Annotated in this window: 17 protein-coding genes; 12 read left to right on the forward strand and 5 right to left on the reverse strand. The window is 63.2% G+C overall.

Features of this window, described 5'->3' with window-relative positions:
• Positions 1-832: 832 nt before the first annotated feature.
• The 3 genes from H2509_RS15130 (at position 833) to H2509_RS15140 (ending at position 3,569) form a co-directional block, all read left to right on the forward strand.
• Positions 833-1,573 carry a hypothetical protein gene (locus tag H2509_RS15130; RefSeq protein ID WP_182166733.1) on the forward strand — a complete coding sequence of 247 codons (741 nt, stop codon included), beginning with the start codon at positions 833-835 and terminating at the stop codon, positions 1,571-1,573.
• Positions 1,574-1,731: 158 nt separating this feature from the next.
• Positions 1,732-2,514 (forward strand): 3-hydroxybutyrate dehydrogenase, encoded by a 783-nt coding sequence (locus tag H2509_RS15135; RefSeq protein ID WP_182166735.1) that lies wholly within the window; start codon positions 1,732-1,734, stop codon positions 2,512-2,514.
• 29 nt (positions 2,515-2,543) lie between these two features.
• Positions 2,544-3,569 (forward strand): patatin-like phospholipase family protein, encoded by a 1,026-nt coding sequence (locus H2509_RS15140; protein ID WP_182166737.1) that lies wholly within the window; start codon positions 2,544-2,546, stop codon positions 3,567-3,569.
• Positions 3,570-3,928: 359 nt separating this feature from the next.
• Here H2509_RS15140 and H2509_RS15145 read toward each other — a convergent pair whose 3' ends face one another.
• Entirely contained in the window at positions 3,929-4,306 is a 378-nt protein-coding gene (locus H2509_RS15145) for a L,D-transpeptidase (protein ID WP_235975002.1), read from the reverse strand.
• A gap of 333 nt (positions 4,307-4,639) precedes the next feature.
• Between H2509_RS15145 and H2509_RS15150 the strand changes: the two genes are divergently transcribed.
• Positions 4,640-5,458, forward strand: a complete 819-nt coding sequence (locus H2509_RS15150; RefSeq protein WP_182166741.1) for a pentapeptide repeat-containing protein — start codon at positions 4,640-4,642, stop codon at positions 5,456-5,458.
• Positions 5,459-5,476: 18 nt separating this feature from the next.
• On the opposite strand, the gene H2509_RS15155 is transcribed toward H2509_RS15150, so the two are convergent.
• Both H2509_RS15155 and H2509_RS15160 read right to left on the reverse strand, forming a co-directional pair.
• The gene (locus tag H2509_RS15155) at positions 5,477-5,974 is read right to left on the reverse strand and encodes a DUF2214 domain-containing protein (protein ID WP_209001991.1); all 498 of its coding nucleotides are present in this window, start codon (positions 5,972-5,974) and stop codon (positions 5,477-5,479) included.
• 11 nt (positions 5,975-5,985) lie between these two features.
• Positions 5,986-6,387, reverse strand: a complete 402-nt coding sequence (locus H2509_RS15160) for a hypothetical protein (RefSeq protein ID WP_182166743.1) — start codon at positions 6,385-6,387, stop codon at positions 5,986-5,988.
• Positions 6,388-6,449: 62 nt separating this feature from the next.
• On the opposite strand from H2509_RS15160, the gene H2509_RS15165 reads away from it, so the two are divergent.
• Positions 6,450-6,692, forward strand: a complete 243-nt coding sequence (locus H2509_RS15165; RefSeq protein WP_182166745.1) for a hypothetical protein — start codon at positions 6,450-6,452, stop codon at positions 6,690-6,692.
• Positions 6,693-6,801: 109 nt separating this feature from the next.
• The gene (locus H2509_RS15170) at positions 6,802-7,836 is read left to right on the forward strand and encodes an aspartate-semialdehyde dehydrogenase (RefSeq protein ID WP_182166755.1); all 1,035 of its coding nucleotides are present in this window, start codon (positions 6,802-6,804) and stop codon (positions 7,834-7,836) included.
• A 166-nt stretch (positions 7,837-8,002) separates the two neighbouring features.
• Here the strand turns inward: H2509_RS15170 and H2509_RS15175 are convergent, their stop codons facing one another.
• Positions 8,003-9,166, reverse strand: coding sequence for an MFS transporter (locus H2509_RS15175; RefSeq protein ID WP_182166757.1), 1,164 nt, complete (start codon positions 9,164-9,166; stop codon positions 8,003-8,005).
• Between the two features lie 153 nt (positions 9,167-9,319).
• Positions 9,320-10,012 (reverse strand): carbonic anhydrase, encoded by a 693-nt coding sequence (locus H2509_RS15180; RefSeq protein WP_182166759.1) that lies wholly within the window; start codon positions 10,010-10,012, stop codon positions 9,320-9,322.
• 541 nt (positions 10,013-10,553) lie between these two features.
• On the opposite strand from H2509_RS15180, the gene H2509_RS15185 reads away from it, so the two are divergent.
• From H2509_RS15185 to H2509_RS15210, 6 genes are all read left to right on the forward strand, one after another.
• A complete protein-coding gene (locus tag H2509_RS15185; protein ID WP_182166761.1) occupies positions 10,554-11,078 on the forward strand; it encodes a GNAT family N-acetyltransferase in 525 nt (174 codons plus the stop codon).
• A gap of 112 nt (positions 11,079-11,190) precedes the next feature.
• On the forward strand, positions 11,191-11,724 hold the full coding sequence (gene ppa, locus H2509_RS15190; protein WP_182166763.1) for an inorganic diphosphatase: 534 nt from the start codon (positions 11,191-11,193) through the stop codon (positions 11,722-11,724).
• A gap of 122 nt (positions 11,725-11,846) precedes the next feature.
• A complete protein-coding gene (locus tag H2509_RS15195) occupies positions 11,847-12,425 on the forward strand; it encodes a YqaA family protein (protein WP_182166765.1) in 579 nt (192 codons plus the stop codon).
• 7 nt (positions 12,426-12,432) lie between these two features.
• Positions 12,433-12,951, forward strand: a complete 519-nt coding sequence (locus tag H2509_RS15200; RefSeq protein ID WP_209001992.1) for a disulfide bond formation protein B — start codon at positions 12,433-12,435, stop codon at positions 12,949-12,951.
• A gap of 33 nt (positions 12,952-12,984) precedes the next feature.
• On the forward strand, positions 12,985-13,239 hold the full coding sequence (locus tag H2509_RS15205) for a hypothetical protein (RefSeq protein ID WP_182166767.1): 255 nt from the start codon (positions 12,985-12,987) through the stop codon (positions 13,237-13,239).
• Between the two features lie 28 nt (positions 13,240-13,267).
• On the forward strand, positions 13,268-13,702 hold the full coding sequence (locus tag H2509_RS15210) for a metallopeptidase family protein (RefSeq protein ID WP_408022683.1): 435 nt from the start codon (positions 13,268-13,270) through the stop codon (positions 13,700-13,702).
• The last annotated feature ends 19 nt before the right edge of the window (positions 13,703-13,721 follow it).

Consider the following 13,721-nt stretch of genomic DNA (forward strand, 5'->3'; position numbering starts at 1 on the left):
TGCCGCGCCTTGCCCGTGACGTTATCTCCCGCCGCCCATACCAACTTCCACGAGCCGGACCAGCAGAACGGATGACCCTTGACGGGCGCCGTTCGACCTCTTGCCGCCCTTCCGCCGGCACCTGCCCCCTTGGAACGGGGCAGGCGTCCTGCCAACGGTCGGGCGTGCCCAGCCCGGACACCTCTCGGTGCTCCCCCTGGCATAGGGATCACCCCAGCCTACTCGGGGCCGTTACACCCTTTCAGCCAGAGCCGTCACGCCCCCGGCTTACATGAACGGTCGGTCCGATCACGGTCCCACGAGCAGCCGGGCGATGGGACAAGGATAAGGGCAGGCTAGAAGGCGGGGATTAGTTTTCCGAAAGGAGTGCGCCAAGGGGTGAGGCCGCATGGATACGCGGGTCGAGCCCGCGTATGACGAACCGAGGGGCTAAGGCAGAGAAGCAGCCACTGAGGCGGGTGTCTACTGGGTCCCCGTTTTCACGGGGATGACACCGTGTATGGAGCAAGCGCTTTGCCTGACCGCCGACCTTCGACGTGACGCTCTGCCTCTCCTCTCGTCTTCGCCGGGCCCAGACCCGGCGATCCATCGAAAGGCTGCGGCAAGGGGGGATATCGCGTGGATACGCGGGTCAAGCCCGCGCATGACGAACCGAAGGGCTGCGACAGAGAAGCAGCCCCCCATTCTCGGGCATCATACTGGACAGGGGGAGCGAAGCCGACCGGTCGGTGCAGGCCCCGCAAATTCAACCGCCAATCTTTACCTTCGCGAAAGCGGGGTCGGATAGCACACACGGAGCATTGATTTTTTAGTTCGTTCAAATGAGGCCGGCATGGGTACGACCGTTCGTCTGTTCAAGGGGACTTTTGAAGCACTGTCCGCAAATTTCAGAGAATTCGCCAAGCTTTATGGGTGGTTGGCCGTCGCCTCCTATTTCCTTTTTCTGGTCAGTCTCTTTTCTCAAGGTGCCACGGTCATATTTCTCGTGGCGGCGCTGTCTGCCATCTTTTGCGTGTCTGCAAGTGTCCGCTGGCACAGGGTGTTGCTGGTCGGCGGAGCTTCCGCCGAACCTCGCCTTCAGTTTGGGCGCAGGGAAGCCCGCTATTTTGCCCGGATGCTCATTCTTGCAGGACTGGGGTTGGTCGTCATAGCGCCCTTTCTGATGTTTTTGTTGTGGCTTCAAGCCGAATGGCGGGATGCGGTGCCCGGTCCGGCAGCGCAACTGGCATCCATCTGCTCGGCCTATCTTGTATTGCCGGCACTGATGCGATGCTCGCTCGTTCTGCCGTCGATCGCCGTCGACAGGCCGGTTACGCTCAAGGATGCCTGGCGCGAAAGCCGCGGTCTCGGCGTGCCCATGATGCTCGCGATCATTGCCGTCGATCTGTCGTTCTGGCCAATCAATCTCGTTCTTAACCTGTTGTTAGGGGGTTCGGCATCGACAGACTTTCCCAATATCCTCTTCAGCCCGCAGATACCTGCTGTTGGACCGCTTTTCGACGCGGTTTCCTTGGCTCTGCTGACGACGATCCTGACCGGCGGCTACTACATCATGCAGGAGCGCATCGACTAGGCCTTCCCGAGCTGAGCGTTCAATTCCGCGCGGCGGCCATCTCGTCGCCAAAGCTTCATGTTGCAGTGCAGCGGCGGTTGGGGTCATATGCAGGCGAAGGCGGACCCGGGCGGCCGAGGGAGGCAGCCGGCAACCGCATGCAGCAAGGGAGACCCATCATGCTCGCCAACAAGACAGCCGCCGTCACCGGTTCGACCTCCGGCATCGGCCTCGCCCTGGCGCGCGCCTATGCGGCGCAGGGCGCCAACGTGGTCATCAACGGCTTCGGCGAGGCGGAGGCGATCGAGAAGGAGCGCGCCGGGATCGAGCGCGAGTTCGGCGTGCAGTGCCGGTATTCGCCCGCCGACATGACGAAGCCCGACGAGATCGCCGCGATGATCGCGGATGCGGAGAGGGAGTTCGGCGCCGTCGACGTTCTCTGCAACAATGCCGGTATCCAGCATGTGTCGCCGATCGACGAATTCCCGATCGAGAAGTGGGATGCGATCATCGCCATCAACCTTTCCTCCTCCTTCCACACCATTCGCGCAGCCCTGCCGGGCATGAAGCGCAAGGGCTGGGGGCGTATCGTCAACACGGCTTCGGCGCATGCCCTGGTCGCGTCACCCTTCAAGAGCGCCTATGTGGCGGCCAAGCACGGCATTGCCGGCCTGACGAAGACGGTGGCGCTGGAAGTGGCGCAGCAGAACATCACCGTCAACGCCATCTGCCCGGGCTATGTCTGGACACCGCTTGTCGAGCGCCAGATCCCCGATACGATGAAGGCGCGCAACATGACCGAGGAGCAGGTGAAGCGGGACGTCCTGCTGGCCGCCCAGCCGACGAAGCAGTTCGTCACGGTGGACCAGGTGGCGGCCCTTGCGGTGTTCCTGTGCTCGGACGCGGCAAGCGCGATCACCGGCGCGATCCTGCCGATGGATGGCGGCTGGACGGCGCAGTAGGAGTTCAACCGAGAGCAGGCGAGGGCGCGATGGCGGCCGGGAAGCTTCCTCACAAGCGGGTCAATCTGGCGCTTCAGGGCGGCGGCGCGCATGGCGCCTTCACCTGGGGCGTTCTCGACTGGCTGCTGGAGCACGAGCATTTCGAGATCGACGGCATCACCGGTACCTCGGCGGGGGCCATGAACGCCGTCGCGCTTGCCTGCGGCTATCAAAGGGATGGACCGGACGGCGCGCGCGAGACGCTGGAGAAGTTCTGGCGCGCCGTCAGCGACTTCTCCTTCCTCAGCCCGATCCGGCGGTCGCCGGTCGACGTGGCGCTCGGCCAGTGGAGCCTCGATTTCTCGCCGAGCTATCTCGCCTTCGACCTGGTGTCGCGCTTCGCCTCGCCTTACGAGTTCAACCCGCTGAACTACAATCCCTTGCGCGATGTGCTGGAAGAGACGGTCGATTTCGACAATGTCCGGCACTGCAAGGGGATCAAGCTCTTCATTGCCGCCACCAATGTCTATACCGGCAAGATCCGCGTCTTCTCCGCATCGGAGATCACACTGGACGCGGTGATGGCCTCGGCCTGCCTGCCGCATCTCTTCCAGGCGGTCGAGATCGAGGGCGAGCCCTACTGGGACGGCGGCTACATGGGCAATCCGCCACTCTATCCGCTGTTCTACAGCACCAACACGCCCGACACCGTGCTCATCCAGATCAATCCGCTGGAGCGGCGCGAGACGCCGCGCACCGCGCGCGAGATCCTGAATCGGCTGAACGAGATCACCTTCAATTCGACGCTGCTGCGCGAACTGCGCGCCGTCGACTTCGTCACCAGGCTGATCGAGGAAGGCAAGCTTAGCAACGAGCATTACATGAAGGTGCATTTCCACCGCATCGCGGCGAGCGACCTGCGGCCCCTGCAGGCTTCCTCCAAGATGAACGCCGAATGGGCTTTCCTTACCGAATTGCGCGACATCGGCCGCGAGACGGCAAGGCACTGGGCGAAGGAGAATTTCGAGGCCATCGGCAGCCGTTCGACGGTCGATCTGCGCGCCGAATTCGGCTGATTTCCACAGGCGCCGGAAACAAGCCTTGCCGGTTCGTTAACCTGCACCGGAAGGCCGTCGCATTGTGCACGAGCAAACGACAGGTATCGTTACCAAACTCTAAAGATACTCAAGATATTGTGGTTTTCCTGCCCGCTTGCCCGTGATCTTGAGCGTCAGCGTGCCAACGATTTAGCAAGGGTTTTGCGCCATCATCGACACGCTGACTGTCAGGTTGTGCGTCGTCAGCTATCGGCGGACGAGGAAGGTTGGCAAATGCGACCCCGCCTCCTTCTTCGTCCCGCCGGATTATTCGAAACGGACACTAGCGAAACCCGCCACCCAGGCAAGCGGCCTTCGTCCATTTCGTAAACGACAGGTTAGCGCGTAATCACGATTCGCGCATTCTTCTTTCCATGCTGCTGGATCAGCGAATAGAGGTGCCGCGCATTCGCCGGATGCAGGCGGATGCAGCCATGCGAGGCGGGCCGTCCGAGGCTCCTGACCGCATCGGTGCCGTGGATGGCGTAGCCGCCATAGAAGAAGACCGACCAGGGCATCGGCGAATTGTGATATTTCTTCGAGAAGTAGCGCCGGTGCATGCGCCCGGGCCGGAACGTGCCGGTGGGCGTGCGGTAGCCGCGCCTTGCCGTTGAGACCGGCCAGGATTGCAGCCTGCGGCCGTTGACGTAGACCACCATTTTTTGTTCGGAAAGGTCGATCCGGGCGATGACCGTGCCGGCCCTGGCCGGCTGCAAGGAAACGAGGCTCAGAAACACTGTCAAAAAGAAAGCAGATAGCATTGTTCCGCAAATGGGCCGACTCATTACACACCCCCACTGCTTGCCTGAATTTTACAAGTATTTCCCTTCTTGTGGCATCGGGAAAAGATTAACACGGCTTTAACCGCCTGTCCCAGGCGCCTGCTTCACTTTTCGCCGCATCGCGCAACACCGCATTGCGCAAGGATGCGGCCGCGCCATGGCCACCCGCCCGCTGGCTGGTGAAAAGGCTTTCAAGATTTGCCGTTTTTCTGGAAAGGCCCGCATAGATTTCCTACATTCATCAAGAGGATCGAACGGAACGGTCGCATGAGAAAGACGCGGAATTTCAGCAGTATCGCAGGTGCGATCGCGCTCGCGGCCCTGTTCGGCGGCAGCGCACTGGCCGGGCAGTCGTCAATTGACCGGCTCCTGTCGACGGGCGCCTGTCCGCGCTGCGACTTCAAGTTCGACGAAATGCGCGAAATCTCGCTCGACGGCGCGAAACTGGAGCGGGCGGTGTTGCGCGAGGCGGATCTCAAGGAGGCGCGTCTCACCAACGCCGATCTGCGCGGGGCCGATCTGCGCCGCGCCGAATTCGAACGCGCGGATTTGTCGGGCAGCGACCTTACCGGTGGCTCCCTGCGTGCCGTGGATATGGAGAAGGCGATACTGGTGAGGACCATATTCGCCGACGCGGACCTGAGGGACGCCGATCTCGCCGAAGCGGACATGAGCGAGAGCGATTTCACCGATGCCGACATGCGCTTCGCCTATCTGGTGCGCAGCAAGGCGGCCAATACCATCTTCAAGGGTGCGAAGATGGACGGCGTCGATCTCGAGCGGGCGATGATCGAAGGCGCGAATTTCGACGGCGCCCGGCTGAAATACGCCGATTTCGACCGGGTCAGGGCGGCCGGTACGACATTCAGGCGCGCGGACCTGACCGGCGCGCACATGACCAGTACCGATCTGACGGGGGCCGATCTGTCCGGCGCCAATCTGACCGATGCGCTGTTGCGCCGCACGCGGCTTGCCGGAGCGGACCTGACCGGCGTGCGGGGACTGTCGCCCGAGCGCATCATCAATGCCTGCGGCGACGAGAAGACGAAGCTGCCCGAGGGCATCACGCTGAAGGCCTGCGAATGACGGGGCTGCAGCGCGCCGTCACAGATAACCGATCGCCCGGCCGCAGCCGATCACCGAAAGCCAGATCGCGGCGGAGAAAAAGCCTGCCCAGCGGAAGCGGGAAATGGTGCCGCGTGAATCAACCTGCGCCAGAAGGCGCCAGGCGGGCACGATCCTGAGCGACAGGGCGTTCAGGATACCGAGCGCGACGAGGACAAGCTTGGCCTGCATCACCGGCATGGCGAGATAGTCGGTCGCCTTTACCGAAATCATCAAGGTGCCTGTCGTGATCGCGATCAGGAGGCCGAGCATGGAGACCGGCACAAGCACGCGCTTCAACTCGGCCAGCGGCACCGCCTTCCAGAAACCCATCAGGCGCAGGTCGAGTGGCAGGATCGCCCCGAACAGCAGCGCGATGCCCACGACATGGCCGAAATTGACGAACGGATAGAGCCACGGCTCGCGCCGCATGAGCGTCGCCGCCTGCGACGCCTGCAGGAAACGCGCCGCCTCGTCGAGATGAAGAATGCTAGTCAAGTCCAAGAAGTTCAGCCCGAGCGATTGGGATAGAAGTCATAGACTATACCGGCCACGGTGATTCTTTCCGCCTTCATGACGTTTTCCGACCGGTTTTTCGACCGGTGGCCGGAGGCGAAAACCTCCTGGCCCTCGGAAATGCCGCCTTCCTTCAGCCCGGCGCCGCGGATGCGCGAGGGTGGACCAAGTTCGACCTTCCACATTGCCCCCTCGACGTCGACATCGAGAAGGCCGTGCGGCGGCCCAAGATAGATCGAGCGGATGATGCCCGTCAGCTCGAACTGGCCGTCTTCCGCCCATCGCCAGCCGTGGTGGGCAAACGCCCGGGCCGGCACCAGAAGCGCCAGCGCGGAAGCGATGAACAGGCGCCTGTCCGGTTTCGCGTTTCCCGATTTGCCCGTTACTTCCGACATCTCCCGGCCTCCCTGATGCGTGAATTCGTTTCCCGATCGCATAAATGGGGCGGAAAATCCGTGTGGCGAATTTCGAAGCCCGCGGTCTTCCCCCGTGCCGGATCACACGCATTCCGGTTGACTTGATCCCCCTTTTTCGTCATGACGTTCGCAATCGTTTCAGTCGGACGTTCGATCCAATGGCCTTGCGGCACGACGACATCGCCGGTTTTTCGGCAACCGCCCTTTTTGCGGCGGCGATGACGTGCGCGAACGATCCGCGCGAGACCACCCTCAAAACCACGACCACTAAAACCACCGCCTGACGGTGCCTCTCGTCCCGCGCTCCCCCGGGTCACGAGGGGAGCGCCGAGGGCCACGGTCGCTTGATGCGCCGGATGGCTCGCGGGGGGCGGAAAAAGAGGAACTATCACGATGGGTTACAAGGTCGCAGTCGTAGGCGCCACGGGTAATGTGGGCCGCGAAATGCTCGATATCCTCGCGGAACGCGGCTTTCCGGCCGACCAGGTGGTGGCTATCGCGTCCCGCCGGTCGCAGGGCGTCGACGTTTCCTTCGGCGACAAGACGCTGAAGTGCCAGGCGCTTGAGAACTACGATTTCTCCGACACCGATATCTGCCTGATGTCGGCCGGCGGCTCGGCCTCCAAGGAATGGTCGCCGAAGATCGCGGCGCAAGGCTGCGTCGTCATCGACAACTCCTCGGCCTGGCGCTACGACGCCGACGTGCCGCTGATCGTGCCCGAAGTGAATGCCGATGCGATTGCCGGCTTCACCAGGAAGAACATCATCGCCAATCCGAACTGCTCCACCGCACAGCTCGTCGTCGCGCTGAAGCCGCTGCACGAGGCGGCCACCATCAAGCGCGTTGTCGTGTCGACCTACCAGTCGGTCTCGGGCGCGGGCAAGGACGCAATGGACGAGCTCTTCAACCAGACGCGGGCGATCTTCGTCAACGATCCGGTCGAGGCGAAGAAGTTCACCAAGCGGATCGCCTATAACGTCATCCCGCATATCGATGTCTTCATGGAAGACGGCTACACCAAGGAAGAATGGAAGGTGCTGGCCGAGACCAAGAAGATGCTTGACCCGAAGATCAAGGTTACCTGCACGGCTGTGCGTGTGCCCGTCTTCATCGGCCATGCGGAGAGCGTGAATATCGAATTCGAGAAGCCGATCACGGCTGAGGACGCCCGCTCGATCCTGCGCGAGGCGCCGGGCTGCCTCGTCGTCGACAAGCAGGAAGACGGCGGCTACGTCACGCCGTTCGAATGCGCCGGCGAGGACGCGACCTATATCTCGCGCATCCGCGAGGACGCGACAGTCGAAAACGGCCTCAATATCTGGGTCGTCTCCGACAACCTGCGCAAGGGCGCGGCGCTGAACGCGGTTCAAATCGCCGAGGTTCTGGTCAACCGCAAGCTGATCCAGCCGAAGAAGCGGGCCGCCTGACGAAAGCTCCGCCTGCCGGCGTCATCTACCTGAAAGCCCCGGGCGCGTGCATCGCCGCGCCCGGGGCTTTTCGTTCCGCCGTCCTCCCATACGGCCAGAGACCCGCGAGGCGGGCCTGGGCCGGCGTGTTCCGTGCCGTCCTCGGCAGTGCATTGAACTTCGCGGGTTAGGCGGGATGCCGGTCTTCGGCTTCGGGCGAAGTCCGCAGGACGAGGACGAGGCTTACAAGTCCGATACTTGCGCCGACGACGAGCAAAAGCCATGCGGCGTCGAAATTGTCGGCCGCTATGCCGCCCAAGAGTACGCCGGCACCGAGCCCAAGCTCGGACCCGAGCCGCCAAAGCGCATGGGCGCGCGCCAGATGGGTCGCGGCCGCGTGCTTCTGGATCAATGTGATGATGAAGACATCCTGGAAGGCAAAGGAAGCTCCGCCGGCAAGGCCGATCGCCATTTGCAGGGCAAGCGTTCCGGTCTGGCCGACCAGCAGGAAGGCAAGGCCCGCGACGAACATGCCGAAGCCGACCATCAGATTGGATCGGCTTGCCGGAAGCCACGCAATGATCAGGTTTGCCGCGATGCCGCCGAAGGCGAAAGCTCCGATGACGCTGGCATAGGCACCTGCCTCGCCGTTGCCGCCTTCCAGCAGGATGCGCGGCAGGATCACGAAATAGGCCGCGCCATGGAAGAGTGCGTAGACCGCCGAGCAGACAAGTACCGCCGCCAGCACCCGCGATGCGCAGATAGTGCGGATGGCGCGCAGTTGTTCGCCGATCCCTGTCGGAAGCGGATTGGTCGCCGGTCTGATCGAGCGTGACAGGACGGTTGCGGCCGTCACCATGATGGCAAAGCTCGCCGCGGCGATATCGAGCACGAGAAAGGTTGCCGTCTTGCCGAGAAGCATGGCGGGAAACGGCGCGACAAGGCGCCCGAGACGCTTGGCGTTGTCCAGCAGGTTGTTGAGGTTCTTGGTTGACCAGACCGGCTGCAATGCCGGTACGATAGCCGTCAGGGCCGGCGACTCGAAGGCTCTGGCGCAGCCGATCGCGAAGGCGGCGCACAGGATCGTCAGTGCCTCGGACGATCCTGCGGCCATCGCGAGCGTCGCCAGGGCTGCGACCAGGATCGCAAAACCGTTCGCCCGCTTTAAGATCGGCAGCGCGCCCAGCCGGTCGGTGAATGTCGCCCCCACGAAACCGAAGAGCCAGAAGGGCGCACGCTGGATGAAGACGGCAAGACCGGTCAGGGTGGACGACTGCGTCAGTTGCCAGACGGCCCAGACAAGCATGATCTCGAGAATCTGATCGCCGCAGATCGCAGCGGAACGTCCCATGCCCAGCACCAGGCCATGGCGGTAATTGCGAAGGAAAATCAAAAGGCTATACCAATGCAATCAAAGGAGAAAAGGTTGCGTCCGTGAACCTATTCTCCTTTGACGGGCGGGCCAATACACCTTTTGTCGCCGGCTGAAAACCCGCGTGAAGCCTTACCCGGCGTCGCCAGCCTTGCCCGTTGGAGCCAGATGGAACTCGCCGGTTTCGGGGTTCATCAGGCGCAACTCGCCGGAGCCGATATCGAACCAGGCGCCATGCAGGGCAAGGCGACCCTTGTCCTCCAGGATATTCACGCAGGGAAAAGTGCGCAGGTTGGCAAGCGACTGGCGCACGCCCGCATATTCCATCGCAAGCTGGCGGTCGTCTTCCTTGCCGATTTCGAGGCAGGCGAGGGTATCGGCCGCCGGCTCCAGCAATGTCATCCACTTGCCGATGAAATCGCCGGGCGACAGCGGCACGGCATTCTGGTTGAGGAAGGCCGAAACGCCGCCGCAGCGGCCGTGGCCCATGACGACGATATGCTTGACCTTCAGCGCCTGCACCGCGAATTCCAGCGCCGCACTGGTCGAGTGGTAATAGCCGTCGGGCTCGTAGGGCGGCACGAGATTGGCCACGTTGCGCACGACGAAGAGTTCGCCGGGGCCCGCGCCGAAGATACCCTCCGGCGTTACCCGGCTGTCGCAGCAGGACACGACCATGACATCCGGCGTCTGGCCGTAGATCGCCAGCCGCTCGTAATCCTCGCGGAAGCGTACATAGCCCTTTTCGCGGTAGCGCCCGTAACCTTCGAGCAAGCTGTCGGGAAAGCTGGCGTTTTCCGCCCGCGTCGACTGGTCTGCCGTCATTGCCGCATCAACCTTCTTTTTTCGCCGTTACACGAAGTGATCTAGCGGCAAATGGGACTCGTGCCCAGCACCTTCAAGCCGGCCGGAAGACGGAGGCAGGCAAAGCGTGGAACAACTTCAAAAGCTTGTGTCGCGTGGAAGCCCTTGCGCCGGGAGCGTGGAAACGACGTCGGTCGTGACGCGAAGACCGCACTGCAAAAAAGAGCGCTTCCGATCACGGAATTTTTCATAATTTTGCCTTAATCCAGCCCTTGGGAAGCCACGTTGGACGGTCATACATATATCGTTGCCTCAGATATCCGATCAGGCACCGGCTTCGGAACGCACTAGCCCCCCAGCCCCCCGGGGTCGGTCGCAGATTGGAACAGGTGTTCCTCACAGGAACAATCCCCTAAGGTGACCCGAAGGGCCGGCTTTCGAGCCGGCCCTTTTCTTTTGCCCATTTCCATTGGATGGCCCCTTCCTATCTTTCCTGGGTCTTTCGCGATCCGGGCTCCGATCGGTGCTTTTGTCGAGGCTCGAGGCGCGTTATCCTGTTTTCATGAGCACGGATCTGATCGCCATGCGGCCCGCCCGCCCGGCCGACGCCGCCACGCTCTCCGCCATCCACCTGCAGGCCTGGCGCGGAGCGTATCGGGGTCTTTTGTCCGGCGTCGACCTGGAGCGGATGCTGTCGCGCCGCGGTCCGCGCTGGTGGCGCGGCGCGCTGACGCGTGGCGTGATGATGCAGGTGCTGGAAGTGGCCGGACGTCCCGCCGGGTATGCCACCTACGGTCGCTCGCGCATGCGCGAACTGCCTTTCGAGGGCGAGATCTACGAGCTCTATATCCTGCCCGAATACCAGGGCCTCGGTTTCGGCTCCAAACTGTTCAGGGGAACGCGGCGCGAGCTGCATCGCATGCGCCTTTCCGGCCTTGCCGTGCGCGTGCTCAAGGACAATGACGCCGCAATGCATTTCTACCAGTCGCTCGGCGGCCAGGTGCTGATGACCACGCGTGAGCAGATCGCCGCCACTACCGTGGAATTGGCGATTTTCGGCTGGTTCGCCGACAGCGACGGCTCCTGACAGGCGAATTCCGCCTCCTCAGCATTTCGTTGCAACGCACACGTTGTCGCTTGCCTTCGTCGCCCGCGGCTGCGATACAGCCCGCAAAATCTGACAAGGAGCCCAAGCTGCCATGCGTATCGATGCTGTGCCCATCGGCAAGAACCCGCCCGAGGACATCAACGTCATCATCGAAGTGCCCGTGGGCGGCGAACCGATCAAGTACGAGATGGATAAGGAAGCCGGCGCCATGTATGTCGACCGCTTCCTCTATACGCCGATGCGCTACCCCGGCAATTACGGCTTCGTGCCGCACACGCTGTGCGGCGACGGCGATCCGCTCGACGTGGTCGTGGTGAACCAGCGGCCGATCCTTCCCGGCGCCATCATGAACTGCCGCCCGATCGGCGTGATGTTCATGGAAGACGAGGCCGGCATGGACGAAAAGCTGATCGCCGTGCCCTCCAGCAAGATCACCCGTCGCTACGAGAGCGTGGCCCACTACGAGGACCTGCCGGAGATCACGCTGAAGCAGATCCAGCACTTCTTCGAGCACTACAAGGACCTGGAAGCCGGCAAGTGGGTGAAGGTCGTCGGCTGGGGCGGGCCGGACGACGCCAAGCGTCTGGTGCTGGAGACGATCGAGCGGGCCAAGGCCGCGAAATAGGCGGCAACGCCCCCGTTCGAAACCCGGAAGGGCGGCGCGGTGCCGCCCTTTTTATTTGCGATAACGCCGTCTGCCACATACCGGTACGTGACAAGCCTCGCGGCTACCGCTATGGAACGCTCATGTTGCGCCGCCTCTATGACTGGACCATGTCGCTCGCTTCCGGCCCCCGCGCGCCGGTGGCGCTCGGCACCGTGTCCTTCGCCGAAAGCTCGTTCTTTCCGATCCCGCCCGACGTGCTGCTGATCCCCATGGTGATCGCGCGGCGGGACCGCGCCTTCGCCTATGCGGTGATCTGCACCGTCACCTCTGTCGTCGGCGGCCTGTTCGGCTATGCGATCGGCGCCTTCCTGTTCGTGCAGCTCGCCGAGCCGATCCTGAGCTTCTACGGCTATCTCGAGAAGTTCGAGAGCTTCCGCGCCGATTTCAACGCCTTCGGGCCGTGGATCGTCTTCATCGCCGGGCTGACGCCCTTTCCCTACAAGGTGATCACCATCGCCAGCGGCGCGACCGGCCTCAGCCTGCCGGTCTTCATGGCGGCGAGCCTCGTGTCGCGCGGCCTGCGCTTCTTCGTCGTCTCGGGCCTGCTCTACCTGTTCGGCCCGCCGATCCGCGATTTCATCGAAAAGCGGCTTGGCCTCGTCTTTACGGTCTTCGTCATCGCGCTGATCGGCGGCTTCGCGGCAATCCGGTATCTTTGAAGGTGATATGAGCATGCCAGCCGGCAAGACCCTGTCGAAACTTTCGCTTTCCCTGCTCCTGCTTCTCGGCCTTGCTACGATCTCGGCCGCCTGGGGCTTCCAGCTGATCGGCGGCTACGTGCCCTGCAAGCTCTGCCTGGAACAGCGCGTGCCCTATTATGTCGGCTTGCCGCTCGCAGCCCTGGCGCTTGTGCTGGCCCTGGCGGACAGGGTGCCCGCCCTCGTCGGGCTGCTGCTGGCCGCCGTGGCCGTCGCCTTCGCCTATGGCAGCGGCCTCGGCATCTACCAGGCGGGCGCGGAATGGGGCTTCTGGCCCGGCCCGAGCGACTGCGGCGGCGGCACGGCTGCGCCGACATCTGCGGAAAACCTGCTGTCGGCGCTCAGCACCACCCGGGTCGTTAGCTGCACGGAAGCAAGCTGGCGGCTCTTTGGCCTGTCCTTCGCCGGCTGGAACGCGGTGGCCTCGGCCGCGCTTGCCGCGCTGGCGCTCGTCGCGCTGGTGGCTCGGCGGCGCAAGCAGGCGTAGGCTGTCAATCGGGGCGAGGCCGGGAGGCAAGCGATGTCGAAACGCGAGGAACTCGACCGCGAGAAGACCGAAGAAGCCCGAAGGGCACTGCGGGCGGTGGAGCGCGACAGCGAAACGATCCTGCCGTCGTCCGTGGCAAGGGCGGCGGATACAGCGCGCGATCACTTCATGGCCGGCGACAAGGACCCGGACGACGCCATCGAGGTATGGGGCTCGCGCATCGGCCGCATCGCCGGGCTGTTCTTCGCTATCGGTCTGGTGATCTATCTCGCCGTCACCTATCTCTAGCCGGTGTAGCAGCAGCCGGAGACTGCCCTTGGGTTCGCAGAAATCCCTCTCCGCCACATCCTTCTGGCGCGACCGTTTCGCGCCCGGCCTCGACGACTTCGAGGCAATGGCGATCGCCGCCTATGAGGCTTTGCCCGAGGCCTTCCGCGACCTGTGCGGCGACGTCGAAATCCGTATCGCCGACTTCGCCGACGAGGCGGCGCTCGACAGCGTCGGCGTGGAGGATCCACTCGACCTGATGGGCCTGTTCGAGGGTGTCGGCCTGGCGCAGGGCGGCGCTGCCAGCTGGACCGGGCAGATGCCGAATGCCGTCTGGCTCTATCGCCGCGCTATCCTCGACTACTGGGCGGAAAACGAGGAAACGCTCGGCACGATCATTTCCCACGTGCTGATCCACGAACTCGGCCATCATTTCGGCCTGTCCGACGAGGACATGGAACGGGTGGAGAGCGAGGCGGGGTAGGAATCGCCGTCGCCTGCAG

The sequence above is a fragment of the Stappia albiluteola genome (assembly GCF_014050225.1).
GTDB lineage: Bacteria > Pseudomonadota > Alphaproteobacteria > Rhizobiales > Stappiaceae > Hongsoonwoonella > Hongsoonwoonella albiluteola.